At 35.2% G+C, this 24165-nt stretch carries 21 protein-coding genes, 2 rRNA genes and 2 pseudogenes; 12 read left to right on the top strand and 13 right to left on the bottom strand.

What is annotated here, in order from left to right:
* The first annotated feature begins 221 nt into the window (after positions 1 to 221).
* Together R0F62_RS06395 and rrf are read left to right on the top strand one after the other, a co-directional pair.
* Positions 222 to 2997, top strand: a 23S ribosomal RNA gene (locus tag R0F62_RS06395).
* Between the two features lie 66 nt (positions 2998 to 3063).
* Positions 3064 to 3170 (top strand): 5S ribosomal RNA (rrf, locus tag R0F62_RS06390).
* Positions 3171 to 3255: 85 nt separating this feature from the next.
* On the opposite strand, the gene R0F62_RS06385 is transcribed toward rrf, so the two are convergent.
* From R0F62_RS06385 to rpmH, 3 genes and pseudogenes are all read right to left on the bottom strand, one after another.
* Complete coding sequence (locus R0F62_RS06385; RefSeq protein ID WP_010082134.1) at positions 3256 to 3519, bottom strand: hypothetical protein; 264 nt, start codon at positions 3517 to 3519, stop codon at positions 3256 to 3258.
* An 85-nt stretch (positions 3520 to 3604) separates the two neighbouring features.
* Positions 3605 to 3880: pseudogene (rnpA, locus tag R0F62_RS06380) on the bottom strand (ribonuclease P protein component); the annotation flags it as partial.
* 67 nt (positions 3881 to 3947) lie between these two features.
* Positions 3948 to 4082 carry a 50S ribosomal protein L34 gene (gene rpmH / locus R0F62_RS06375; RefSeq protein WP_006279898.1) on the bottom strand — a complete coding sequence of 45 codons (135 nt, stop codon included), beginning with the start codon at positions 4080 to 4082 and terminating at the stop codon, positions 3948 to 3950.
* A 107-nt stretch (positions 4083 to 4189) separates the two neighbouring features.
* On the opposite strand from rpmH, the gene pstC reads away from it, so the two are divergent.
* From pstC to R0F62_RS06355, 4 genes are all read left to right on the top strand, one after another.
* Positions 4190 to 5278: a phosphate ABC transporter permease subunit PstC gene (pstC, locus tag R0F62_RS06370; RefSeq protein WP_038199744.1), complete on the top strand. Its 1089-nt coding sequence runs from the start codon at positions 4190 to 4192 to the stop codon at positions 5276 to 5278.
* Between the two features lie 101 nt (positions 5279 to 5379).
* Positions 5380 to 6807, top strand: a complete 1428-nt coding sequence (gene atpD / locus R0F62_RS06365; RefSeq protein WP_010962432.1) for a F0F1 ATP synthase subunit beta — start codon at positions 5380 to 5382, stop codon at positions 6805 to 6807.
* Between the two features lie 12 nt (positions 6808 to 6819).
* On the top strand, positions 6820 to 7164 hold the full coding sequence (locus R0F62_RS06360; protein WP_006279902.1) for a F0F1 ATP synthase subunit epsilon: 345 nt from the start codon (positions 6820 to 6822) through the stop codon (positions 7162 to 7164).
* A 426-nt stretch (positions 7165 to 7590) separates the two neighbouring features.
* Complete coding sequence (locus R0F62_RS06355) at positions 7591 to 7770, top strand: ankyrin repeat domain-containing protein (RefSeq protein WP_223823054.1); 180 nt, start codon at positions 7591 to 7593, stop codon at positions 7768 to 7770.
* Between the two features lie 93 nt (positions 7771 to 7863).
* Here the strand turns inward: R0F62_RS06355 and R0F62_RS06865 are convergent.
* Together R0F62_RS06865 and R0F62_RS06335 are read right to left on the bottom strand one after the other, a co-directional pair.
* Positions 7864 to 8843 (bottom strand): annotated as a pseudogene (locus tag R0F62_RS06865) (IS3 family transposase).
* Between the two features lie 105 nt (positions 8844 to 8948).
* Entirely contained in the window at positions 8949 to 9659 is a 711-nt protein-coding gene (locus tag R0F62_RS06335; protein ID WP_010082280.1) for a class II aldolase/adducin family protein, read from the bottom strand.
* A gap of 280 nt (positions 9660 to 9939) precedes the next feature.
* Here R0F62_RS06335 and R0F62_RS06330 point away from each other — a divergent pair, with 280 nt between their 5' ends.
* A complete protein-coding gene (locus tag R0F62_RS06330) occupies positions 9940 to 10563 on the top strand; it encodes a DEAD/DEAH box helicase family protein (RefSeq protein ID WP_010962436.1) in 624 nt (207 codons plus the stop codon).
* Here the strand turns inward: R0F62_RS06330 and tsaB are convergent.
* The 3 genes from tsaB to R0F62_RS06315 form a co-directional block, all read right to left on the bottom strand.
* Complete coding sequence (gene tsaB / locus R0F62_RS06325; protein ID WP_010962437.1) at positions 10558 to 11133, bottom strand: tRNA (adenosine(37)-N6)-threonylcarbamoyltransferase complex dimerization subunit type 1 TsaB; 576 nt, start codon at positions 11131 to 11133, stop codon at positions 10558 to 10560. The two genes, R0F62_RS06330 and tsaB, sit on opposite strands and share 6 nt — an antisense overlap.
* Positions 11133 to 12263, bottom strand: coding sequence for a cation:dicarboxylate symporter family transporter (locus R0F62_RS06320; RefSeq protein ID WP_317051412.1), 1131 nt, complete (start codon positions 12261 to 12263; stop codon positions 11133 to 11135). Before R0F62_RS06320 ends, tsaB begins: the two co-directional genes overlap by 1 nt.
* A gap of 128 nt (positions 12264 to 12391) precedes the next feature.
* Positions 12392 to 13381, bottom strand: a complete 990-nt coding sequence (locus R0F62_RS06315; protein WP_006280119.1) for a ribonucleotide-diphosphate reductase subunit beta — start codon at positions 13379 to 13381, stop codon at positions 12392 to 12394.
* Between the two features lie 131 nt (positions 13382 to 13512).
* Here R0F62_RS06315 and R0F62_RS06310 point away from each other — a divergent pair, with 131 nt between their 5' ends.
* Positions 13513 to 13851, top strand: coding sequence for an outer membrane protein assembly factor BamE (locus R0F62_RS06310; protein WP_274978981.1), 339 nt, complete (start codon positions 13513 to 13515; stop codon positions 13849 to 13851).
* A gap of 472 nt (positions 13852 to 14323) precedes the next feature.
* On the opposite strand, the gene R0F62_RS06305 is transcribed toward R0F62_RS06310, so the two are convergent.
* Complete coding sequence (locus R0F62_RS06305; RefSeq protein ID WP_155975170.1) at positions 14324 to 14470, bottom strand: hypothetical protein; 147 nt, start codon at positions 14468 to 14470, stop codon at positions 14324 to 14326.
* 78 nt (positions 14471 to 14548) lie between these two features.
* A complete protein-coding gene (locus tag R0F62_RS06300; protein WP_022626225.1) occupies positions 14549 to 15169 on the bottom strand; it encodes a hypothetical protein in 621 nt (206 codons plus the stop codon).
* 172 nt (positions 15170 to 15341) lie between these two features.
* Here R0F62_RS06300 and R0F62_RS06295 point away from each other — a divergent pair, with 172 nt between their 5' ends.
* From R0F62_RS06295 to R0F62_RS06280, 4 genes are all read left to right on the top strand, one after another.
* The gene (locus R0F62_RS06295; RefSeq protein WP_274979362.1) at positions 15342 to 16373 is read left to right on the top strand and encodes a PDDEXK nuclease domain-containing protein; all 1032 of its coding nucleotides are present in this window, start codon (positions 15342 to 15344) and stop codon (positions 16371 to 16373) included.
* A 76-nt stretch (positions 16374 to 16449) separates the two neighbouring features.
* Entirely contained in the window at positions 16450 to 16596 is a 147-nt protein-coding gene (locus tag R0F62_RS06290) for a hypothetical protein (protein WP_007548499.1), read from the top strand.
* Complete coding sequence (gene recO, locus R0F62_RS06285; protein ID WP_010082260.1) at positions 16580 to 17302, top strand: DNA repair protein RecO; 723 nt, start codon at positions 16580 to 16582, stop codon at positions 17300 to 17302. The genes R0F62_RS06290 and recO overlap by 17 nt, the downstream gene beginning before the upstream one ends.
* Before the next feature lie 172 nt (positions 17303 to 17474).
* Entirely contained in the window at positions 17475 to 17639 is a 165-nt protein-coding gene (locus R0F62_RS06280; RefSeq protein ID WP_010962440.1) for a hypothetical protein, read from the top strand.
* A 122-nt stretch (positions 17640 to 17761) separates the two neighbouring features.
* On the opposite strand, the gene R0F62_RS06275 is transcribed toward R0F62_RS06280, so the two are convergent.
* Genes R0F62_RS06275 through R0F62_RS06265 form a run of 3 tightly spaced genes read right to left on the bottom strand, consistent with a single transcriptional unit; the run spans position 17762 to position 24141 of the window.
* Positions 17762 to 19144, bottom strand: coding sequence for a PleD family two-component system response regulator (locus R0F62_RS06275; protein WP_010082259.1), 1383 nt, complete (start codon positions 19142 to 19144; stop codon positions 17762 to 17764).
* Positions 19116 to 19412 carry a Sec-independent protein translocase subunit TatB gene (gene tatB, locus R0F62_RS06270; protein WP_274979361.1) on the bottom strand — a complete coding sequence of 99 codons (297 nt, stop codon included), beginning with the start codon at positions 19410 to 19412 and terminating at the stop codon, positions 19116 to 19118. Before tatB ends, R0F62_RS06275 begins: the two co-directional genes overlap by 29 nt.
* A 4-nt stretch (positions 19413 to 19416) precedes the next feature.
* Positions 19417 to 24141: an NAD-glutamate dehydrogenase gene (locus R0F62_RS06265; protein ID WP_274979360.1), complete on the bottom strand. Its 4725-nt coding sequence runs from the start codon at positions 24139 to 24141 to the stop codon at positions 19417 to 19419.
* Positions 24142 to 24165 lie beyond the last annotated feature (24 nt).

The following is a 24165-nucleotide window of genomic DNA, read 5'->3' as shown; positions in this document are numbered from 1 at the left end:
TATTTCTCAGATTATACTGTTTAGGATTGCTAGTATATTGTTGTTGATAATATAAGTAAATGTTTTGTGCAAAAAGGCGTTGACATATTATTTATTAGGTTATAACATATAAAAGATTAATTTAGTTTTTAGATGTTTGACAAGTTTTATGGTAGAGATTAATTTAATCTCAATTCAATTTTAATAATATTTAACTCTGCATATTCTGCATATAGTCGGATAAATAAATTATTAAGAGCACTTGATGGATGCCTTGGCGTTAAGAGGCGATGAAGGACGTGGCAGGCTGCGATAAGCTGTGGGGAATTGTCAACAAATTTTGATCCGCAGATTTCCGAATGGGGAAACCCAACTAGTTTAGCTAGTTATTACGTACTAAGTATGTAAAGCAAACTTGGTGAACTGAAATATCTAAGTAGCCAAAGGAAAAGAAATCAACCGAGATTCTGTTAGTAGTGACGAGCGAAAGCGGAAAAGGCTAGTGATTTAAGAATAAGAATTAGAATACTCTGGAAATAGTAACCATAGAAGGTGATAGTCCTGTATAAGTAGAAAGTTTTTAAATCCTTGAGTAGAGCGGGGCACGTGAAATCCTGTTTGAATATGGGGGGACCATCCTCCAAGCCTAAATACTCCTTAACGACCGATAGTGAACAAGTACCGTGAGGGAAAGGTGAAAAGAACCCCGGCGAGGGGAGTGAAATAGAATCTGAAATCAAGTGCTTACAAACAGTTGGAGCTCTATATCAATTTATTGATATTTAGAGTGACAGCGTACCTTTTGCATAATGGGTCAGCGAGTTAATCTATGAAGCAAGCTTAAGCCGTTAGGTGTAGGCGTAGCGAAAGCAAGTCTGAATAGGGCATTTTAGTTTTATGGATTAGACCCGAAACCAAGTGATCTAGTCATGACCAGATTGAAGGTGTGGTAAAACACACTGGAGGATCGAACCAGTTAATGTTGCAACATTATTGGATGAGTTGTGATTAGGGGTGAAAGGCCAATCAAACTTGGAAATAGCTGGTTCTCCGCGAAATCTATTTAGGTAGAGCGTTGTATGTATGTTGTTGGGGGTAGAGCACTGGATAGACTAGGGGGATTCACCGTCTTACCAAATCTAACTAAACTCCGAATACCAACAATTAATTATACAGCAGGCACACTACGGGTGCTAAGTCCGTGGTGAAGAGGGAAACAACCCAGATCACTATCTAAGGTCCCAAAATTACAGCTAAGTGGGGAAGGAAGTAGAAAAACCATTACAGCTAGGAGGTTGGCTTGGAAGCAGCCATCCTTTAAAGAAAGCGTAACAGCTCACTTGTCTAAATAAGTTTTTCTGCGCCGAAAATGTACCGGGGCTAAAGCTGTATACCGAAGATGTGAGTGCTTATTGATTTCGATCAATAGGCGCGGTAGCGGAGCGTTCCGTAAGTCTGTGAAGGTGGTTTGTGAAAACTGCTGGAGATATCGGAAGTGAGAATGCTGACATAAGTAGCGTAAAAGAGTGTGAAAAACACTCTCACCAAAAATCTAAGGGTTCCTATGTTAAGTTAATCTGCGTAGGGTTAGTCGGTTCCTAAGGCGAGTCCGTAAAGGAGTAGTCGATGGCAATTAGGTTAATATTCCTAAACCTCTTAAGTGTGACGGGTTTCGTATTTGTATAGATCTTATTGGATTGATCTATGCTTAAAAGAAGCTCCAGGAAATAGCACTTATATTTATGAGGCCGTACCGCAAACCGACACTGGTGGATGAGTAGAGTATACTAAGGTGTTGAAAGAATGATGTTGAAGGAACTCGGCAAATTATACCTGTAACTTCGGAAGAAGGGTAACCTGCTTTTAGGCAACTATGAGTAGGTGGCACAAAATAGGGAGTAGCGACTGTTTATTAAAAACACAGGACTCTGCAAAATCGTAAGATGACGTATAGGGTCTGACGCCTGCCCGGTGCTGGAAGGTTAAGAGGAAGAGTTAGCTTCGGCGAAGCTCCGAATTGAAGCCCCAGTAAACGGCGGCCGTAACTATAACGGTCCTAAGGTAGCGAAATTCCTTGTCGGGTAAGTTCCGACCCGCACGAATGGCGTAACGATTTCCCCGCTGTCTCCAGCATCGGCTCAGCGAAATTGAATTCCCCGTGAAGATGCGGGGTATCCGCGGTTAGACGAAGAGACCCCGTGCACCTTTACTATAGCTTTACATTGCTATTAAAAGTGTGATGTGCAGGATAGGTGGGAGACTTTGAAGTTATGGCGCTAGCTATAATGGAGTCAACCTTGAGATACCACCCTTTACACTTTTGATATCTAACTATGTTTCATTATCTGGAACTAGGACATTGTATGGTGGGTAGTTTGACTGGGGCGGTCGCCTCCTAAAAAGTAACGGAGGCGTGCGAAGGTAAGCTAGAGCTGGTCGGAAATCAGCTTGATAGTATAATGGCATAAGCTTGCCTGACTGCGAGGCTGACAAGCCAAGCAGAGACGAAAGTCGGTCATAGTGATCCGGTGATTCTGTATGGAAGGGTCATCGCTCAACGGATAAAAGGTACGCCGGGGATAACAGGCTGATGGTGTTCGAGCGTTCATAGCGACGACACCGTTTGGCACCTCGATGTCGACTCATCACATCCTGGGGCTGGAGCAGGTCCCAAGGGTTCGGCTGTTCGCCGATTAAAGTGGTACGTGAGCTGGGTTTAGAACGTCGTGAGACAGTTCGGTCCCTATCTGCCGTGGGTGAAGGAAATTTGAGAAGGTCTGACTCTAGTACGAGAGGACCGAGATGGATATACCTCTGGTGTACCAGCTGTTATGCCAATAGCATCGCTGGGTGGCTATGTATAGATGGGATAATTGCTGAAAGCATATAAGCAAGAAACCCTCTTCAAAAAGATTTCCCAATTAAGGCCGTGGAAGACTACCACGTTGATAGGCTAGGTGTGGAAGCATGGTAACATGTGAAGCTAACTAGTACTAATAGCCTGATTGATTTATTTGCTTTCTATATGTGTGTATGCAGTGTTAAATATTAAGTTAAAATTGTTAAGTTAGAAATTTTTATTGACTTGGTGGCTATAGCAAAAATGAACCACCCGATCTCATCTCGAACTCGGAAGTGAAACTTTTTAGCGCTGATGGTACTTGAAAAGGGAGAGTAGGTCGCCGCCAAGTTTATAAAAATTTCTTTGTTAATTAGACAGTAGGTATACTTATATTTTAACTTTCTTGTTTTGTTACTATTCTTTAAGTTTTTACTTTAACTACGATATCTTTTTTTTCTTATATGTTCTTGGTCATTTTCTACATTATTTAGCATTGTTCCTACTTCCCCTAATTGATTCCCTTTTGAAGGAGAATTACTGACTTCTGGTAATATTACATTACCTCCCACTTTTTTAAATAATTCTTCTTGTTGGCGAAATGCTGACCTCCAATCTGTTCCTGTTCCTTTAGGAAGAAATAAGAATTGATACATCTGACCAAAGCCTGTGTTATTTACCTCTTTTATATGCTCTACCATTCACCACACCCATTAACTATTTTTAAAAATTTTACCTATATTATCATAAAAAATATAGTTGTAAATACCTTCATTGAGATTTTTTTTATTTTATCTTTTTTAAGCAAGTAGTTAGATCTTTTTGTAAATTTTTATAACTTGCTTGCATAATGTTTCTATGAGTTAGTATTATGTAGTAGTGCCCTATATTACTTATATTTAAAATGCTAATTTTAGCAAGCATTCGTAGTTGCCTTTTTATTTTATTTCTTTTTGCTGCTTTTCCGGTTTTTTTACTGATAGCCAGACCTACTCTAATAGTATGAATGTACTTTTCAGGTTCTCTTTCTTTTATAGCGTACAGTGATATATAAAGCCCACGATAAAAAAGACTGTTGAGTGCTAACTTATTTTTGAAAGCAGAAGAAAAATCTTTTTTTTTATACTTACTATGCGCATAATTTGTTACACCCTAATGAACGGCGCCTATTAAGGATTTTTCTTCCAGCTCTTGTTGCCATACGTGAACGAAATCCGTGTCTGCGCTTTCTTATCAAATTTTTTGGTTGAAATGTTCTCTTCATTGTTTTTATATTAATATAATTATTTATTTTAAATTGTTTTACTTTATTGTCAAATAATGGTGAACTTGTATGACATTTTCGTAGAATAAAATTTGATGCATGGAAGAATGAATTCGGTGATAGTCATACCTGTCTTACTAATCCTTTTATTTTGTTTTAGTAGGTTTCAAGAAGTAAATAAGGTTAAATCTTATCTATATCTTAGTTGTGTATGGATGCTAACTTGGTTGTTAGTATTCTATAATAATTGTTTTGTAACTTTTATTTCTATAGCGTTACTTTTTTTCATGCTTGCTTTTATCTTTAAAAATAAAAGAAATAAGATAATAAAACTTTCGTTATTTGTGGCTTTGGCCATATCATTTTTTATCACTTTATTTATAATGCTGTCTATTTTTATTCAATCCATTAGTTTTTTTAATAAAGTAGCTATTTCAGAATTCTTGTTTTGCTTGAAATGGGGCCACAATGTAGTCACTATCAATGAAGAGAAGATAGGATGTTTTGGTATAGCGCCGCTTTTAGTTGGTACATTACTTATAACTATTATAGCAATGTTAGTTGTCGTTCCGCTTGGTTTATTTTCTGCAATATATATTAGTGAATATGCGAGTGAGAAAGTGCGTTATATTGTTAATACAACTTTGCAAGTTTTGTCTGCTATTCCTACGGTTGTATATGGATATTTCGCGGTTGTGTTTTTGTCTTTCTTTATAAAGCAGGTAGCAAATTTTTTTGGTTTAAGTATACACTCAGAAAGTGCCTTAGTTGCCGGTTTATCGATTGGGATAATGATTCTTCCTTTTATTATTTCTTTACTCGAAGATGCCATAAGATCTGTTCCAAAAAGCTTGCGTTATGGCTTCATGGCACTTGGTGCAACTCCAGCGGAAACTATATGGCATATAACAATACCTTATGCAATGCCTACAATTTTAAGTGCAATTTTATTGTCAATTTCAAGAGTGATAGGTGAAACAATGATTGTGCTAATGGCTGTGGGAATCAACGCAAATTTGACTTTTAACCCTCTTAATTCAGTTACTACCATTACCGTGCAGATCGCTACATTACTTACCGGAGATCAGGATTTCAATAGTGTACAAACTCTTGCTGCTTATGCGCTTAGTTTAGTATTGTTTATTATTACTTGGCTATTAAATGCATTTGCATTGTTTGTAATGAAGCGTAACTAGTAAGCGTTTTAATGTTGCAAAATTTCTATTAATAATATAAAATTTATTTTCTTTAGAAGTTCTTTTATGGAATTATAGTGTTAGGTGATAAAAATAAAGAGATGAATATAGGTAGAGCGATTAAGGTAACTCAAGCAGTTGTTGATATAAAATTTGAAGGTGAATTGCCTAAAATATTTAATGCTTTAAAAAGCAAACTAAAATATAAGGATAAGGAGCTGGTTTTAGAAGTTTCGCAGCATATAGGTGACAATATAGTTCGTTGTATTGCTATGGATAGCACAGATGGCATGTCAAGGGGGGATGAATTTGTTGATACAGGTGCACCAATATCGGTGCCAATTGGGCGTTCAACTTTAGGAAGGATTTTTAATGTTGTTGGAGAGCTTATAGATGAGTGTGGTCCACTGAAGGGAAAGTATAACTTAGAGCCTATACACAGAGCACCTCCAAGTTTTACTGAACAGAGAATACAGGAAGAAGTTTTAGTTACGGGAATAAAAGTTATAGATCTTCTTGCACCTTATCTTAAAGGAGGAAAAATTGGCTTATTTGGTGGAGCCGGTGTTGGTAAAACAGTCCTAATAATGGAATTAATTAATAATATAGCAAAAGCTCATAAAGGATTTTCTGTGTTTGCCGGGGTAGGGGAGAGAACGCGTGAAGGTAACGATCTTTATCACGAGATGATCACTTCAAATGTAATAAATATAAATGAGCATGAAAAATCTCAAGCTGTTTTGGTTTATGGTCAGATGAATGAGCCTCCTGGAGCAAGGGCTAGAGTTGCTTTAACAGCACTTACTATGGCAGAGTATTTTCGTGACCGTGAAAACCAAGATGTTCTATTTTTTGTGGATAATATCTTTAGATTTACACAAGCTGGTTCTGAAATTTCTGCTTTACTTGGAAGAATACCATCAGCTGTTGGTTATCAGCCAACCCTTGCAACTGATATGGGTGCAATGCAAGAAAGAATAGCTTCAACAACTTCTGGCTCTATTACTTCTGTGCAAGCTATATATGTTCCTGCGGACGACTTGACTGATCCAGCCCCAGCAACTACATTCTCTCACCTTGATGCAACCACAGTGTTGTCAAGGCAAATAGCTGAAATGGGAATATACCCTGCTGTTGATCCACTTGATTCAACTTCTCAGTCTTTATCTGCTGAAATCATTGGTGAAGAACATTATAATGTAGCTTCTGAGGTGAAACGTATATTGCAAACTTATAAATCACTGCAAGATATTATCGCAATACTTGGTATGGATGAGCTATCTGATGAAGATAAAATTATTGTTGATAGGGCTCGGAAGATTCAGAAATTTCTTTCTCAACCTTTTCACGTTGCAGAAATATTTACTGGCATGCCTGGTAAATTTGTTTCACTTTCTGATACTGTTTCCAGTTTTAAAGGGATTGTTGAAGGCAAATATGATCACTTACCAGAGGCTGCTTTTTATATGGTGGGGAATATAGATGAAGCAATAAAAAAGGCTGAATTAATACAAGCTGAAGCTAAATAAAAGTTAAAGATTATGAATACTTTTAAAGTGCAATTTTTCTCTCCTGATGATCAAATTTCATTCAGTGGAGTGGTTTCTCTTTCAGTAACTGGGCTCGAAGGGGAGCTTATGATTTTAGCTCACCATGCTCCTTACTTAATTTATTTATTGCCTGGTATGATTACTGTTAAAATGAGTAACCAAACAGAAAAGAAGGTTGTAATTGATAGTGGCGTATTAGAAGTTGCAAATAATAATTGTAGCATTATAACAAGTCAAATTCAGGTTTTTGATCGTGCAATTCATGATGAGAAATCGTTTAAAAATAAGAGAATTAGTATATATTTAAGTTATCTTGATGAGAAGTTTCTTTCTTAGTTATTTTAGGCAAAAAGTCAATTATCATTCAAGTGGCTATAAGATTTTTGCTCAGGGGGCTCTTTTTTGTCATCCCAGAAACCCCGGGGTGTCATCCCAGTGTCGGAGTACTTTAGGTGTATGATCCCAGAGTGTGATGGTATGGGACCATACACCTAATCAAATAAAAATTAAAGAAGGAGAGTTGGTTGTAACGGTTGGAGATAACGACTTTGTTTTACCTGGAATTTACGTTGGATAAACTACAAAAAATAACAGGTAAAAATCAACGTAAATTTAAGATAAATCGATTTTATTAGTATTATTAAATCAAAATCTGTTTTTAATTAATCAATAATACTTTTTTACATATTTTCATCCCCTTTCATGGATTTTTTAATTTTATAGATGATATCTAATATTATTAGAAGCATTGTAAAATATCTTATGAGAAAAGTTATAAAATATATTAGCATTATTGGTATTGCATGTTTAGTATTGTTATTTTTTATATCTAATGTGGAAACACGCGTAAAAACACAGGAAGAACAATTATTCCTAGCTGTAGAAGATGGTAATGCACAAGAAGTAAAACTATTACTCAAAAATGGTGCAGACCCAAATTGACCTTACCCAGAAAAAGTAGAGAGAAAGTTAAGACGTTTTTATCATGAGAATAAATTGTGCAGGAATGCAATAGTTAATAGTAGAATGTCTACGTTATTTGTTATAAAAGATTTCTATGTATTCAAATATGGCAGTTCTGGTTTGTTGAGCGAGAAGTATCAATAAGCAGCTCCCTTTTAAGTGAACTTTTCTGCAACAGAGTTATCGTAACAACAGCCCTTATGGCTCATGCTGGAAATGATGTTTTTTGTATTCAATAGAAATTGGTAATTTTGAGAGGTATACTGTGACCCTTGATCGCTATGTAACAGCAGATTTTTATCGGGTTTGCGTTTATCAACGGCCATCAATAAAGAATCTATAACTAATTATCATGTTACTCATTAACCACCATGCGTGAATATAGGTCAATTATTGCCGCCAACAACCTTCTTTAGTTTTTATGTAGGTAATCCCAAACTTTATTTGGCTGATCAGTAGTAAAATTTTGATCCAATGTGTTCGGAGCCACAACTCGGTTGCTTATTTGCTGTTTTTTATTTTTGAACCTTCGTCTAAACTTGGCTTTAATGCCATTTTCTTGCATAACACTTTGTACTGTTTTAATTTTTGCCTAAAGCTTTTAATTCAGCGTGAATTTTAGGGGCTCCATATCTGCATTTAGAAGCTTGATTATTTTTTGAATATCTGCTAGAAGCCCTTCTTTTGCTAATTCTTTACTGCTTTTTTCCTTAGCAACCCATACCACCAGTATAAAACCCTACATAGTTCCTGTGTTTTATAGCAATTTCTATATAAAAGAATACTTTACTCTTTTTCTTTGCCCAGGGCTTTTTTTAAGACGTCTCTTTCTCTTATTAGCTCTTTTTTTAGATCAAATCTTTCTTTGTCATAAGGAGCCTTTGCCTGGAAATGCGTATGCTCCAGACATTTTTCCATCATATTTTCTTACTTAACATACTACCATCTATACCTAGATCTTTTGCTATTTTTGTACTTGCTTGACCTGTTTCTTTAACCAGCTTAACAGCTTCTAATTTGAATTCTGCTGTATATTCTCTTCTATTTGTCATATTTTGAAAAAACGTTTTATTTTACTCCAAAAACGTCTTAACTTTCTCTCTACTTTTTCTGGGTAAGGTCACTACTTGGATGACAGATAGTAGTGCGAAAGTCTCTTACAACTTACTTTTAATTAGTCTAACCCATGCGTGCCAATCCCTCTCACCAAGATTGCTTTCAAAAGATAGGAGATCCTTTACAGCTTTTGAGCAAATTTCTTCACTTGGAATTGATAACTCCTTATTCATTGCTAACGTTAAACATTGAGTTTTGCACGCTTGTTCTAAATGATATGAGTAAAACATTGCTTCTTGTATAGTCCGACCACACGTTATAGATCCATGATTACGCATTAACATGACAAAATTTTCTTTCAGATCAGCTATTAACCTCTTTCCTTCTGTATCGCTAAGTGCTAGGGAATTATAATTATGGTAAGAGATTTTATTGTAAAAGTGCAGTGCCCATTGACTTATAGGAAGCAGCCCATCTTTGAGAGAAGAAACCGCTACAATAGAAGGTGTATGCAAGTGAAAAATTGCTTGAATATCTTTCCTTGCTTGATAAACAAAACCATGAATTATATAGCCAGTTCTATTATATTGATATTCTTTGCCTTCAATTACATCTCCATCAAATGATACTTTCATTAACGAACGTTCATCTACTTCATCAAAACGCATACCAAACGGATAAATATAAAACGACTTTTGATCTTCAGAACGCACTGAAAGGTGAGTATATGTATGATCATCGAACTTAAGGTAGGACAAAATCTGATAGGCATAGACTAGATCCCTTTTTACTCTGCTCTTTGTTAACAACACAATCCTCTGTTAGAATCTTCTGAAGGTTTATACGCGAAAAGAGACTTGTAGTAAACTAATAAGTCTATGCCACTCTGTCTTGCTTTCTGAATACCAAACACTTTTGTGTTGTAGCTTGCTTAAAAATAGTTATCGTTATTATAGAGTTTATATACAGAATTTATGTTTTTAAATTACATAATATCTTAACTACAAAAGTAATTTTCTATATAATATTTCATATGTTTTAAAGCTTCATTTTTATGTTATTATAAATGTAAGTTTCAAGATTGAAAATAATATGGTAAATATTAACACAAAAAAACAGCCAGCAGGATTTTTCATATATCCCTCTGGTCTTTCGGGAAGTGGTAAACTTTCCACAGCAATAGAATTATCTAATATGATAAACGCATTAATTGTAAATAGTAAGTTCTATAACAATGTTCAAGCTTGCTCTATATACGATGGTGTCTTTGAACGTGATCAAATACCTAAAGAAGTTCAAGATAGAATATATGGCATTATGCAAATTATGCTTCAGGTAATAGAAAATTATCCGATTCACTCAAAAAATTACATATTTATTGATGAGTTGATGGAAAATAATGACCAGAACATGAGGATGTATGATTCAATAGTAAGGCTTAGTAAAAAAATGAACACAGAAATCCTTCCTGTGGTACTTAGGTGTGATCTACCGACATTACAAAAGCGTATTGCATTAAAAAGGCAAAGAAAAAATAGGAAGGTGATTAATCTAAATAGCATTGTAGAGAAATTTAGGACTGACGATTTATTTATACCACCAAGTGCCATAGAGATAGAAAATTCAGATATGAGTATAAAAGAAGTAGCTCAAGAGATAGTAAACCAGATGCACAAGCTTAGTAACATTGCATGTACGCGAAAGAATAGTCTATAATGATTTCATATACTGAGGCTCATTTAAATATAGAGCTTCAACTTCATTTAATTTTTGCTTGTTCTCTAATCTATAACGGACTAATAGCCCTGCATGGCTAGCATTTAAATTGCAATCCATATGTGTACTGCTTGTAGCGTGACACTGGGATCCAGGTGCAGATAGTGGCAATAAATTGAAATCAAATAACTGCGTATAAAACCCTTGAGCATTTTTGACTATAGCTCTGATATTTTTTTTGTTATTCGTACAAAGCAAAGATATTGCGTAGGCTTGAACTTCCAGCGCACTAACTCCGTATAATGGCTTATTTGTAGCAAGATTTATACCTTGTGCAGCTGATATACCAACTCTAATTCCAGTGAAACTTCCTGGTCCAACTACTACCACTAAATGATCTATTTTATCATAATTATAGTTGTGCTTATCAAACAAAGTATTCAGAATTTGAAAAAATGATTCTGCATGATTGTTGCTGGCGGAATTGTGCTCTACAAAACAGTTACCATCATAATCAACTATTGCTATTGAACTACCAATACCTACAGTATCAATCGCTAAAATAGACATTACTTAAGCTTATCATAGAGTTTTGTAAACATTATAGCAAAGGCACCATTACCCATAACGTTTGCTGAAGTGATTATTGGATCAAACACTATATACAGTGCTGTGATTAACGAAAGCATTTCTGGAGAAAATTTGAGGTATTTCTCAAGAATAGGTAGCATTACCATAATTCCTCCTGCCGGAACTGCCACGATAGCAAACTTAAATAACAAAAAATAGAGAAGGAAAGTTACATAGTCTGTTGTGCACAATGAATAACCGGAGGCAATTATCATTGATAATATTATAATAAAAAAGCAATCACCTACTAAATGAAAGCTAGCAGTTATTGGCACAACAGACGATGCTATGTCAGGTTGCTTTACATTTTTTTTGCTTCCTTCAAGAGTAAGCGGCATAGTTGCATTACTAGACATTGTGCTCATTGCAGTAATAAATGCCGGTATCATATTGCCTATACTAGCTATCCAGCTTGTGATCTTGAATGAATTTGCTGCTCCATATAAGAGGAAAACATAAAGGTAGGTTGCAGATGCTATAATAATGAAAATTATTGAGTAATCCTTAAATATTATAGATAAAACTTGATCATGCTGCATTTTTAAAGCAAGCCCAAGTACAAATATTGGAATAATCGGCGTCAAAAACGTCTTCAAAATAAAGAGAGTTAAATCTAACATTTTGTTCGAAAGCTCTCTGCTTTTTTTGGGTAGCAGTGTGGACACTACTATGCTGGACACAAATCCACAAGCAAGGGCATAAAAATTAGAAAGTAATGCAGGCAGTCTAAACGACCATAAGGGAACAATTGTTTCTTCATACGTTATATCTTGTATTGAATAAGTGTTTTGTATGATAAAATGCCCAACAGAATAAGCTATTAAACTTGCAGCCAGATTCGATAAGAAGATCATTATAATAAGTAACAATATGAACTTTATAGCTGACTGCTTAAGATTGTTAACACTGCTAAAGATTAACGCAAAAATAATAAAAGGCATTATAAATAGCAAAACCTCTTTTATACTAAGGCTCGTTGAGTACAAGAAGGTTTTTACTTCCATTGGAACTAAATGACCAAAGAATGCAGCTGAAGTGATGACCGTGAGTAAGATTAATAGTTGTAGCACGTTCTTATATACCAATGTCCTATGGACATATATATGGTAAGTTAGTTGTTAAGTAAAGCAAAACTGTCTAAACTGCACAGCAAATGGTGTAATGAAAGTGGAATGACAAAAAAGAGTGAAATTAGCATTCACTTATTATTCGTGTCATTTTCAGTAAAAGCTTCTTCCCACGTGCCTTGAGTTGCTGCGCGGCTATACTCTGTTACTCTATTTTCAAAGAAATTCGTATGTTCAACGCCATTTAGTATTTCATCAAGCCACGGAATAGGATTATCATTGACATCATATATGGACTCAAGACCTAATTGCATTAACCGTCTGTTTGCTACGTAGCGTATGTAATTGCGCACTTCTTCTGCGGATAGTCCTTCAACATCTCCTAAATCAAAGGCAAGCTTTATGAATTCGTCCTCAAGTTCAACGATGGTGCGACATGCAGAATATAATTCCTCTTTAAACTCGTTGTCCCAAATTTCATTATTCTCTTTAATAAATGTATTAAATAACATGATAATTGAATTGGTGTGCAAAGTTTCATCACGGGCTGACCAGGCGATTATCTGCCCCATTCCTTTCATTTTTCCAAAACGTTGGAAATTGAGCAAAATTGCAAATGATGCAAATAACTGCAACCCTTCAGTGAATGCACCAAACACTGCTAGAGTTTTAGCTACATGTTTTTTATCGTGTTTTTTGCTTTCCTCGAATTCCAACATATATTCATATTTCTTTCTCATAGCATCATACTTTAAAAATGCTTGATACTCACTTTCTGGCATGCCAATTGTGTCTAAAAGATAAGAATAAGCTGCAATGTGTATGGTTTCCATATTGGAAAAGCTTGCAAGCATCATGCATATTTCTGTTGGCTTAAATATATTTGAATAATGCCTCATGTAGCAGTTATTTACTTCAATGTCTGCCTGAGTAAAAAATCTAAAGATCTGGGTTAGTAGATTTTTTTCTACACTTGAAAGTTTAGTTTTCCAATCCTTCACGTCATCAGCGAGCGGAACTTCTTCAGGTATCCAATGGATTCTTTGTTGCTGCAGCCACGCATCATACGCCCAAGGGTAATTAAAAGGTTTGTATATTGGATCTGCTTCTAACAATGACATAAGACACCTATTATTTTCTAAAGTAAATATTATATTAAGTGATATTGAGAATCAGTCAATTTAACTTTTTTGAAATTTGACGGCAGATAATTTATTAGTGTATTATAGCTTCAAGTAATTTATCAACAGAAATGCGAGTATTAATATCTTTTATTTTATTATTTACAGTGAGCTGCACTCACACTATTCACAATCACGGAGCTCCTGGCATTAGTGTTGAATTGTGGAGCAAGATAAAAGTAGGTGACGATAAAGAAAAAGTGGTTCACACTTTAGGATCACCAATATTAGTATCAAAGTTCGATGACAATGTTTGGTACTATGTCTCATATAAAATTAAACAAGCCAATTTTTTAGGAAAAAGGAAGTATAGTAGTAAGTCTCTGCAAATTTCATTCGACCAGGACGGTAAAGTTGAAGATACAAAAGAAACTGACATCTTAGAGAGATCTTTGGCTGTTTCTGATTGAAAGTTTGCTCAGATCTGCCTACGTCATACCGCGGTTCATTCCATAACTGTACGAACATTGCGATTTGGGCCTACCAGAAGGGTGTCATGAAAGTAGCTGACACTAGTTCCTTTATGACGGCAGTGCCCAGACTACTTGGATCCAGGAAACTTAATTGCAAGTAATGCATTGGGTTTGGTAAGTATGGGTTTTGCGTTATAGAATGAAGCACTTTTGGTGAATTTGTAAAGAAAACTGGATCCCAGTGGGCTTTGTTGCATCGCTAGCTATGATGGATTAAAGATAAAAAAGATAGCGAATATCAGTAGCTTATTATTCTGGTATTTATAACAAGAACGGTCAATGAATACCTAAATTTGAGTAAAAGAAATTTCACTACCATTTACCAATCCGGCTAAAATTCAAGAATTTCAATGCTTTAGCTATTTTCAATAGAATTAAATTTATTAATATAAATAACAAATTACTATTCTTAAATTTGATCAGATTGATTGCAAAAAAACAAGATTTTCAATAGGTTGCTTATAATCCTAACTATAGTTAGCCTTTCATAAGTAGCGATGCAACAAAGCCATCCCAGTGTCAAGCACTGGGATGACACCATTTGTTGTAAACTCACTTTTACTCTATGGTTATACTACCTTGCTGCTATTCTGAACGGATACAGTGGGCTTATTAAATTATAGAATTACTTTAGCTATAGAATAAAATCTAGTGTTACTTCACGCCAAATGTGGTGGTGCTGAGTAGGCAAGCCGGTCAATGGGCTACATTTATATACTGCACGCATTGCATTATCTGCTATCGACCTGAAAAGTGGATTATTTCGATAGGAATCACTGTCTGCTACATCCGCCATAATTATCTCGCCTTGACTGGATAACAATAAGTTAATTTTTATATTAAAATTTTCTTTGTAAGCTATGCTTTCAGGAATGCTCCAGCATTTTGTGAGCTTGTCTCTTATAGAGTTAATAATTTCTGTTACAACTAATTCATCCTTTTTGCTCTCAACGCTTTTTTCGTTTCCTATTTCATTTTTTGCCCCTCTAACATCCCTTCTTAGTTTTTTCTCTACACTTTTTTTTCTTTTTGGAATTGGAATGAATTCTTTACCCTCGTTAATAATGACTTCTTCTTGCATTTCGATAATTTGCCTCGGTTGTGCTACAACAGTGTGCTCAACTATTTCTTTTTTCCTTTGTGGTATAGGAACAGCTAACGTATCATTCGTTTGGGCTTTTGTTGAAGATAACGAAAAAAGCAAAAAACAACATAAAGACAAAAAAAGAATATAATTCGAATAGAAAAAACGCATATGTTAAGCAGCTTGTTTTACTGGTTTAAAGCTAATATTGCACGTAAAGTCAATATATTTTAGTTGATGGACGAGTTTGAAGTCAATAAGGAATCCCTTCAAAGCTGAAGGCAAGCGGAAGATTGTCTTCTCGACAGACAAAGGAATTGTATAATGGATTAAAAGGAACCGTATGACAAAAATTATAGCAAAAGAATATACAGAATTTTTAGAGCAATTGAAGGATCATATTGCAACAAACCGTTATAAAGCAGCACTTGCAGTAAATAGTAAGCTTATTTTGCTTTACCACCATATTGGTACAGAGATCCTAAAACGCCAAAAAGAACATACCTGGGGAGCTAAGGTAATTGATCAATTAAGTAAGGATTTGAGAAGTACATTTCCAGAAATGAAAGGCTTTAGCATGAGAAATCTGAAGTATATGCGTAAGTTTGCCGAAGAATATCCTGATGTTGAATTTGTGCAGGAGCCTCTTGCACAATTAACTTGGTATCACAATATCACTCTTTTGGAAAAAATAGAAAGTCATGAAATAAGATTATTTTATGTAAAAAAAGCTATTGAACATGGCTGGTCACGTAACATTATGGTGATGCAGATAGAACTTGGACTACATAAACGTCAAGGAAAAGCAATAACTAATTTTAAAGAAAAATTACCATCTCCACAATCCGATCTAGCACATTACACATTAAAAGATCCGTATATTTTTGATTTTTTAAGTATAGGTAAGGATGCTCATGAAAGAGAAGTAGAAAAAGGACTCGTAGGGCATATGGAAAAATTTCTGTTAGAACTCGGTGAAGGATTTGCATTTGTTGGTAGACAATTTCATTTAGATGTTGGTAATAAAGACTTTTATATTGATTTATTATTCTATCATTTAAAGTTACGTTGCTTCGTAGTGATTGAACTAAAAGATAAGGATTTTAAGCCGGAATATGCTGGTAAAATGAATTTTTATCTTTCTGCAGTTGATGATTTACTGAAGCACTCGACAGATCAACCTTCTATAGGGTTAATCTTATGTAAATCTAAAGACGATGTACTTGCTAAATATACACTCCAAGACATGAACAAGCCAATAGGGCTAGCAGAATATCGAATAACTGAAAATCTACCAGAGAACATAAAAACAGCTTTACCGACGATAGAAGAATTAGAAGCTGAATTATCCAAAATTTCAGACGAGGAAAAGTAATGTTACTAAAATCATTCAAACAATTATTTAGCAAACCAAAAGCTCAGTATGAAATGCATCAGGCTCAGGAAGAAGAGTGGCAGCCAATAACTTACTCTCTCATAGCCTTGAAACTTTGGAAGCAAACAGTAACGGAGTAAGTGATTTTTATGGATTACACGCTCTAGGTGCACTATCCTATATATCATACGGTCAATACACTCTAAATGAGATGGAAAGATGAAGGCATCATTATAGCTGCTAAAAAATACGGCGATAAAAACTTAATTCTTTCTCTGTTTACAAAAAATCATGGAAAGCGCAGGGGATTAACTAAGCTAACAAACAATAGCAATTATAAGTTTCAGATAAGTAATCTATTACATGCAGAATGGAGTGCTAAGTTACCTGAAAATCTAGGTTTTTTTAAGTGCGAATTAATCGAATCTCCATTCCATCATTTCTTTCAAGATAGGTTAAAAAGCATTACTATTGTTTCTTTCTCCTCTATTTTAGAAAAAGTGCTTCCAGAAAGTGAACCCTGTGCCATGCTGTATGACAATTTTCGATATTTCATCGATGTAATTAAACACAACAATCAGTCTTGGCAAAGCCATTATCTTAACTTAGAGCTTCTGCTTCTTACGCAATTGGGATTCAAGTTAGACTTATCCAAATGCGCTGTAACAGGTGTTAAGGAAAATTTACAATTTATTTCTCCAAAAACTGGTAGAGCAGTGTCAAAAAAAGTAGGAGATTATTATGCAGATAAACTCCTACCTTTTCCACAAATGTTACATGATGTATACAATAATAACCTACAAAACAGCTACTCATTCCAAGAATTTCAGTTAGGACTGAAAGTCACAGGATATTTTTTAAATAAGTATCTATTTTTGCAGTTAAACGTGAAATTTCCAGAGCTGAGAAACCTCATGTTGTCGCTTTAATCTTAGCAGTCCTACGTCATACCGCGATTCATTCGCGGTATCTCTTAGCATAGATCCAGCTAACAAGTAGCGGGATGACGAACTTATCGTCATGCCACCGCGAACCGTCATACCGTGATTTATTCACGGTATCTCTTAGCATAGATCCAGCTAACAAGCAGCGGGACGACGGTTGTCAGGGTGTCATCCCAGCGCCCCTATGATGTCATCCCAGTGCCCAGACACTGGGATCCAGAAAAGTTTGCTTGTGAACAAGCAAACTAGCATGGAAAGTGGTTACAACGTTTTCGATGAGATTATATGGAAAACTGGATTCCAGTGTCAAGCACTGGAATGACAAGGTATAAACCTTATCGTCATGCTGCCGCGAACCGTCATACCGCGATTCATTCGCGGTATCTCAGCATAGATTCCGCTAACTAGTAGCGGAATGACGGTTGTCGGCAAACTTAAGCCACTTTAGCTATAGCCAGTAACCACTCTATTTCTACCACTGTTTTTTGCTTTATATAAATATTTGTCGGCACGTACTATAAATTCTTTAATATTGTCAAGGTCAGATTCTTGCATTTCTGCAATTCCAATGCTCACAGTTACATCGTGGGTTGTATTTTTATCCGCAAGTATAAAAGGTTTTTTAGCAATAATTTTTCGTATTCTCTCCGCAATAGTATACGCATCTGATACATTGGTATCTGGCATTACAACAACAAACTCCTCACCACCAAACCTAGCTAGTAAATCTGTCACTCTGATATTTTCAGAAATTCTTTTCTGTATTTGCTTTAAAAGTTCATCTCCAGCACTATGCCCAAAACTGTCATTCACTATCTTAAAATAGTCTATATCAAGTATCATAAGAGACAACCTTCTATCCTTTTCCACAGAGTCCTTAACAATGTTTCTTAAGTGTGCATCAAAATATCTTCTATTATAACAGTTAGTTAATGGGTCCTTTATAGACATTTCCGCATTATTAAATAAATTCATTCTCAAGGCATCTTGATATCTTTTGCGTTTTACTTGCGAATTAACCCTTGCTATTAGCTCACCCTCATCCAAAGGTACTGTTAAATAATCATTAGCACCTACATCAAGTGCTTTTACTAAATTGTTTTTATCATAATCCTCAGAAAGAATCAGAATTGGTGTATAACGTGTTTCCACCTTACTACGAAACTCAGAACACAAACGCAAGCCGTCAGTTTTTGAAAATTGCATATCAGAAATGATCAGGTCGTAACCATTCTCAATACCAACCTTCAATGCTTCCATTGGATCACTCAGTATTTTAATTGACCTAAAGCGTTGCTTTAATATATTATATATCTGCTCTGCTTGATGAACATCCTCATCTATAACAAGTACGTTAGCATCAAAAATCTGATTGGAATAATCCATAATACTGTTTCCTGCGACTCCACCAATCTCAGCGTTAGTTTCTCCTCTCAAACGCAATTCATCGATAATCATCTTTAAGCGTGTGAGAGACTTAATTCGTGAAGATAAAGCAGTTTCGTTTATTGGTTTAGTCAGAAAATCATCCGCGCCAGCATTAATACCTTGCACTCTATCATGAGTATCATGCAGCGCAGTTACCATAATTATTGGAATATGGGTTGTCAAGGGATCACTCTTTAGCTCCTTACAAACTTCAAAGCCATTCATCTTTGGCATCATGATATCAAGTAATATAATATCAGGCTGCTGCTTTGCTACTAAATCTATAGCTTCTTCACCATCATGAGCTACGATAACCGTATAGTACTCTGCTTTTAGTCGAGCTTCTAAAAGCTTGACATTAGATAGTACATCATCTACTACCAGAATCTTCGCTGTCATTATCTTTAGATGTATTATCTATATCGTAAGTAGGATAAAGCTTACCATTTTTACCAACTATGTAATTTACTTTCTCAGTATTACACTCTTTATATAAGTCTTCAATTCCGGCATCCTTCAATAACCTTCTGGCTTTTAACCTTACAATTGTAAAATACCTATATATAGTATTAATAAAATCAATAAATACAGGTACCTTATTTTTATCAAGAACAATTATGCTCACTAAAGCTACAACTAAAATTTCTGAAAGACCTATATTGAACATTTTCCTATGAAGCAAGTACTTTAATCCTTCTGATTATAAATATTAATTTGCTTAAATCAAGTTTAGAAGCAACCATCTCATCTAAAAAACTATTATAACGTTCTATGTAGTCCTTATCATTACAAGCCCAGGTTTGAACCTTATCTTCAGGGTTATCAGTAGCTTTTATGACTTTAACAGCTAGCTTGTGATGGTAATTGCTTAAATCGTCCAATAAATCATTAACTAAGCTGCGATCCCAATAAGAAGAGCGGCTTTTCATCTTGATGGCAATTGTCCTAATCAGATCGAATCTTAACAGCGACTTTAACTCAAAGTATATTTTACCAGCATCAAGAATGGACAAAGATGTCTGTTCAGCAACAGATATAATATCCAGTGCATAAGTAAGAACGCACAGGTCAGCAATTTTTTTTGCTAGATCTTTATCTATATTAAGTTCCACTAAAGAAGTGTATCCATGATTATAGACCTTTAACAGGTGTTCATCTAAAACATCATGGCCTAAAGTTTCAATTGCATCTTTAAATTTTGTAACATCATCCAATTCTACAAAGCTAAGATTTTTTACTAACCAAAACGATACTCTGCCAATAAATTTCTGCACATTTCTCACTATTTGCAAGTATGAGTTAATATCAATTTTTCCATCCAATTCATCAATTTTCTGCCACAGGTTATTTAAATCATATAGGTGGTTAACAACGATATATATGTTAACTGCTTCGTGTACCTTAATTCCAGTATTCTCAACTAAATTATTAATAAATATACAGCCCATCCTATTTACAACATCATTTGCAATGCAAGTGGAGATAATTTCTCTACGAAGTTGGTGTTTTAATATGAAATCCTTAAACTCTGTTGACATCTTTTTAGGAAAATAACCTAGCAAGTAGTCATTAGATATAAGATCTTTTTCAGGCAGATCGGAATGTATAATTTTATTTTTTATTGCTGTTCTAGCATAAGATATTAGAATAGAAAGCTGAGGAGAACTGAAACCTTCTGCACCGGTTAACATCCTTGCTACCTCTTCGTCAGCTGGAAGAAATTCTACGCTTCGGTTTAACAGCCCAGATTTTTCTAAACTGAGCAGTAACCTGTGGTCCTGCTCCAATCTCTCTTTAGCTTGCAAACACTCAAGAAGTAATGCTTTTGTTTCAATTCTGTTGTGGTTCTCAAGCACCTTGGATGCAACTTCATCCACCATACTTGCCAGTATTTCATTCCTTTTTTCTAAAGAAATACCCCCTGCTTTCATAGCTGAAACAAATGCAATCTTAATGTTAACTTCAAGGTCCGAACATATCACTCCGGCTGAATTATCAACAAAATCTGCATTGATATATCCACCTCTTTCAGCATATTCTATTCTCCCAAGCTGTGTACAACCAAGATTTCCACCCTCTATAAACATAGAAGCTCTAATATCCTTACCGTTTACTCTTAATTCATCGTTTGCTTTGTCACCGACCATGCTATGACTTTCACTCTTTGCCTTAACAAACGTGCCGATTCCTCCGTTCCATATGAAGTCCACTTCTGCTTTGAGTAGATATCTAATCAAATCACTTGGAGATAACGTATCTTCCGTTATGTCAAAGCATTTTTTCATTTCTTGAGAAAGATTTACTTGCTTGCTGCTACGCTCAAATACCCCGCCACCCTGAGAGATCAAATCTTTGTTATAATCCATCCAGGTTGAAAATGGTAACTTAAAGAGACGTTTACGTTCTGTGAAACTCTTTTCTGCATCAGGATTTGGATCAATAAAAATATGCATATGGTTAAATGCGCCGATTAAATGTATATTTTTTGAAAGCAGCATACCGTTTCCAAATAGATCGCCAGCCATATCCCCAATTCCAATAACAGTTGCATCCTGGTAAATATCCTTATTCATTTTCCAAAAATGCCTCTGTGCTGCAATCCATGCACCTCTTGCTGTAATACCCATTTTCTTATGGTCGTAACCTACTGATCCACCAGATGCAAATGCATCGCCAAGCCAAAAGTTATATTCAGAGGCTATCTGGTTGGCATAATCAGAAAATGAAGCAGTTCCTTTATCAGCAGCAACCACGAGATATGGATCATCTTCATCATACCTAATCACATTCTCTGGTGGAATTATTTTACCATCAACCACGTTATCAGTAATATCAAGCATTCCTCTGATAAAACTCTTATAGCACTCAACACTTTTCTCTCTTAAAATATTCTTATCTTTATAAGCTTGCTTTATTACAAACCCACCCTTTGCACCAACAGGGACAATAACCGCATTTTTTGTCATCTGAGCTTTCATGAGCCCCAAAACTTCAGTGCGAAAATCTTCCGTCCTATCCGACCACCTTAAGCCACCACGGGCTAATTTCCCTCCTCTTAGATGTATTCCCTCAAAAAGGTTTGAATAAATATACAATTCACGATACGGACGAGGATCAGGTAAACCATTTATTTTACTTGAGTCAAATTTTGTAGATAAATATGGTTTATCGTCTTGATAATAACTGGTCCTTAAAATAGCCATTATCAAGTTAAATATCGAGCACAAAACGTAATCATGTGAAACATTGCTGATCTCTTTTAGAAGTTCCTCAATTTTTTCTCTGACAATGTCCGTAGTTTCTGCTCTATCAATGTCTATGTTAGGATCAAATCTTGCATGAAATAGTTGTATCAAATACTTTACTATTTTTGGATGCTCTGAGACTACCTTTTGGATATATTCTGGATTGTAGTTAAATGACGTCTGCTTTAGGTAAGCACTTAACGCTCTAACCAGAAGCACTTCTTTCCACTTGAGCCCAGCAATAATGATCAAACTATTGAAATAGTCATTTTTAATTTCCTTGCTAAACACTTTCGCAAGTGTTATTTCAAATTGCTCTTTTAGAGTAATGTTGTCTATTAATTCATCGACTCTTGACAACACAAAATGGTGTATCCATATTCCACCGTTAATTTCTATGTAATAGCCATTATGAGATAGAATTTTAGCTCCCAAATTCTTAGTGATCCTTAATATCTTCGATAATTCAAGGCCTCCATTGTTTGGAGTATAAACCTTTAATTGATAATTAAGATTATCACGAGTAAGTCTTAAATCGACCTCGCTAACTCCTTTCTTCCTCACTATCTCCAATTTTTTCATATCGTAATATGCGTCATGAGGTTCGAAACTCTCTTGATAGCTTATTGGAAATGCCTTGCAATAACGGATGAATATATCCTCAACAGTGCTAAAAGTATTGTATAAATTGTCTATAAAACGATCTTCCCACTTTTCTGTAATGTTTCTTAATTTGTTTTCGATACGCAAAACTTCATCATCAAGAACGCTAGCATTTTTGGTCTTTAGCACTACATGCAATTTCATCAAATCATATTCATTGATAATGTGATTGTTATAAATATCTGAACTTTCTGCACTTGTCTCATCCTTCAATATGTCACGTATCTTGAACATTAGCCTAGCGCTAGCATAACGCATCGGTATCAGCACTATGCAACTAATAAAATCCCCGACTCTTCTTAAAAATAATCTGACCCTTGGCCTAATCGCAAGAGACATGATCGAAATGCAAATTTTAAATAATTCGTCTTCATTTGATTGGAATAATTCATCACAAGAGAACACTTGCAAAATAGAAATCAAAGCTTTGTTATTGTGGCCCCCGGTTACAAACCCTGCATTTTTTTCTATAACTTTAACTTTATCTCTTATTATTGGAATAGTTCTAATATCTTGGACCTCCGCTACAGAAGTAAATAGCCCGAAAAAACGCCGTTCCTTTACCACATTACCCTGGTCATCAAATTCTTTTACTCCTATACAATTCATGTATGTACGCCGATGGACTATTGAGATTAGATCTGATCTCAATATGTATAGGGAATCAAGGTTTGCAGAAGGAATCAACGTACTTTGACCTACTCTCATCAGGCCAAGGTCCTTTTTGCTGTCACAGACGAGTTTTTCATCTTTACCAGCAATATATTCTTGATAACCTAGAAATACGAAGTTATTATTCTTTAACCAAACTAGAAAATCTTTTTGCTCTTGATTTCGGTCTGGTGTCATTCCAGTGCGTGACACTGGAATCCACGTGTCCTTTTCCTGGATCCCAGCTGGGATGACAGAAAGACTTGCCTCATCAAGTTTCTTGAGCATTAAGTGCCAATCTTTCACAACGCAATTAACCGCTTTCAGCGTTTTCTGTAGAGATTCTTTTAATGTATCAACAAAGCTGTCACTTATACCTTTGATAATTACATATATGACTGACTCTTTGACTCCATTGCTTTCTTCCAAAGAGTAAATCTCGTCTATTAGGCCATCTTTTCTTTTAATGTTAATTATGCTGTTGCTGTAATAGCATATGGTTAAATCGTGCGACTTAATAGTTGCAATAACGGAGTCAACCAAAAATGGCATATCATCGTTTGTTATCTTAATCGTGGTAAAATCGCCTTCTATTCCTGGTATATCATCTATATTGCTTACTACTAACTTACTTTCATCTTTCTCTTTTTGAGAAACAAAATTGTAAGCATCGTTTACAATATATAGCAAAAACTTATCATTGGCTTTTAGGTCGCTTTTATAAACAAAACTATAAAAATACTTAATAAATTTTTTAATTTTTTCTTTATCTTGCTGATTTTCTTGATCAGCTAACTTAAATAAAGACTCAGTGTCAACATTATGATCTATACACATTTTTTTTAACAAAAATACACAGTG

Origin of the sequence: Wolbachia endosymbiont of Drosophila aff. chauvacae BK-2020, assembly GCF_032848195.1 — a bacterium.
GTDB lineage: Bacteria > Pseudomonadota > Alphaproteobacteria > Rickettsiales > Anaplasmataceae > Wolbachia > Wolbachia pipientis.
Note: the sequence above shows the minus strand (reverse complement) of the source record. Positions and strands in the feature narration are given on the sequence as shown.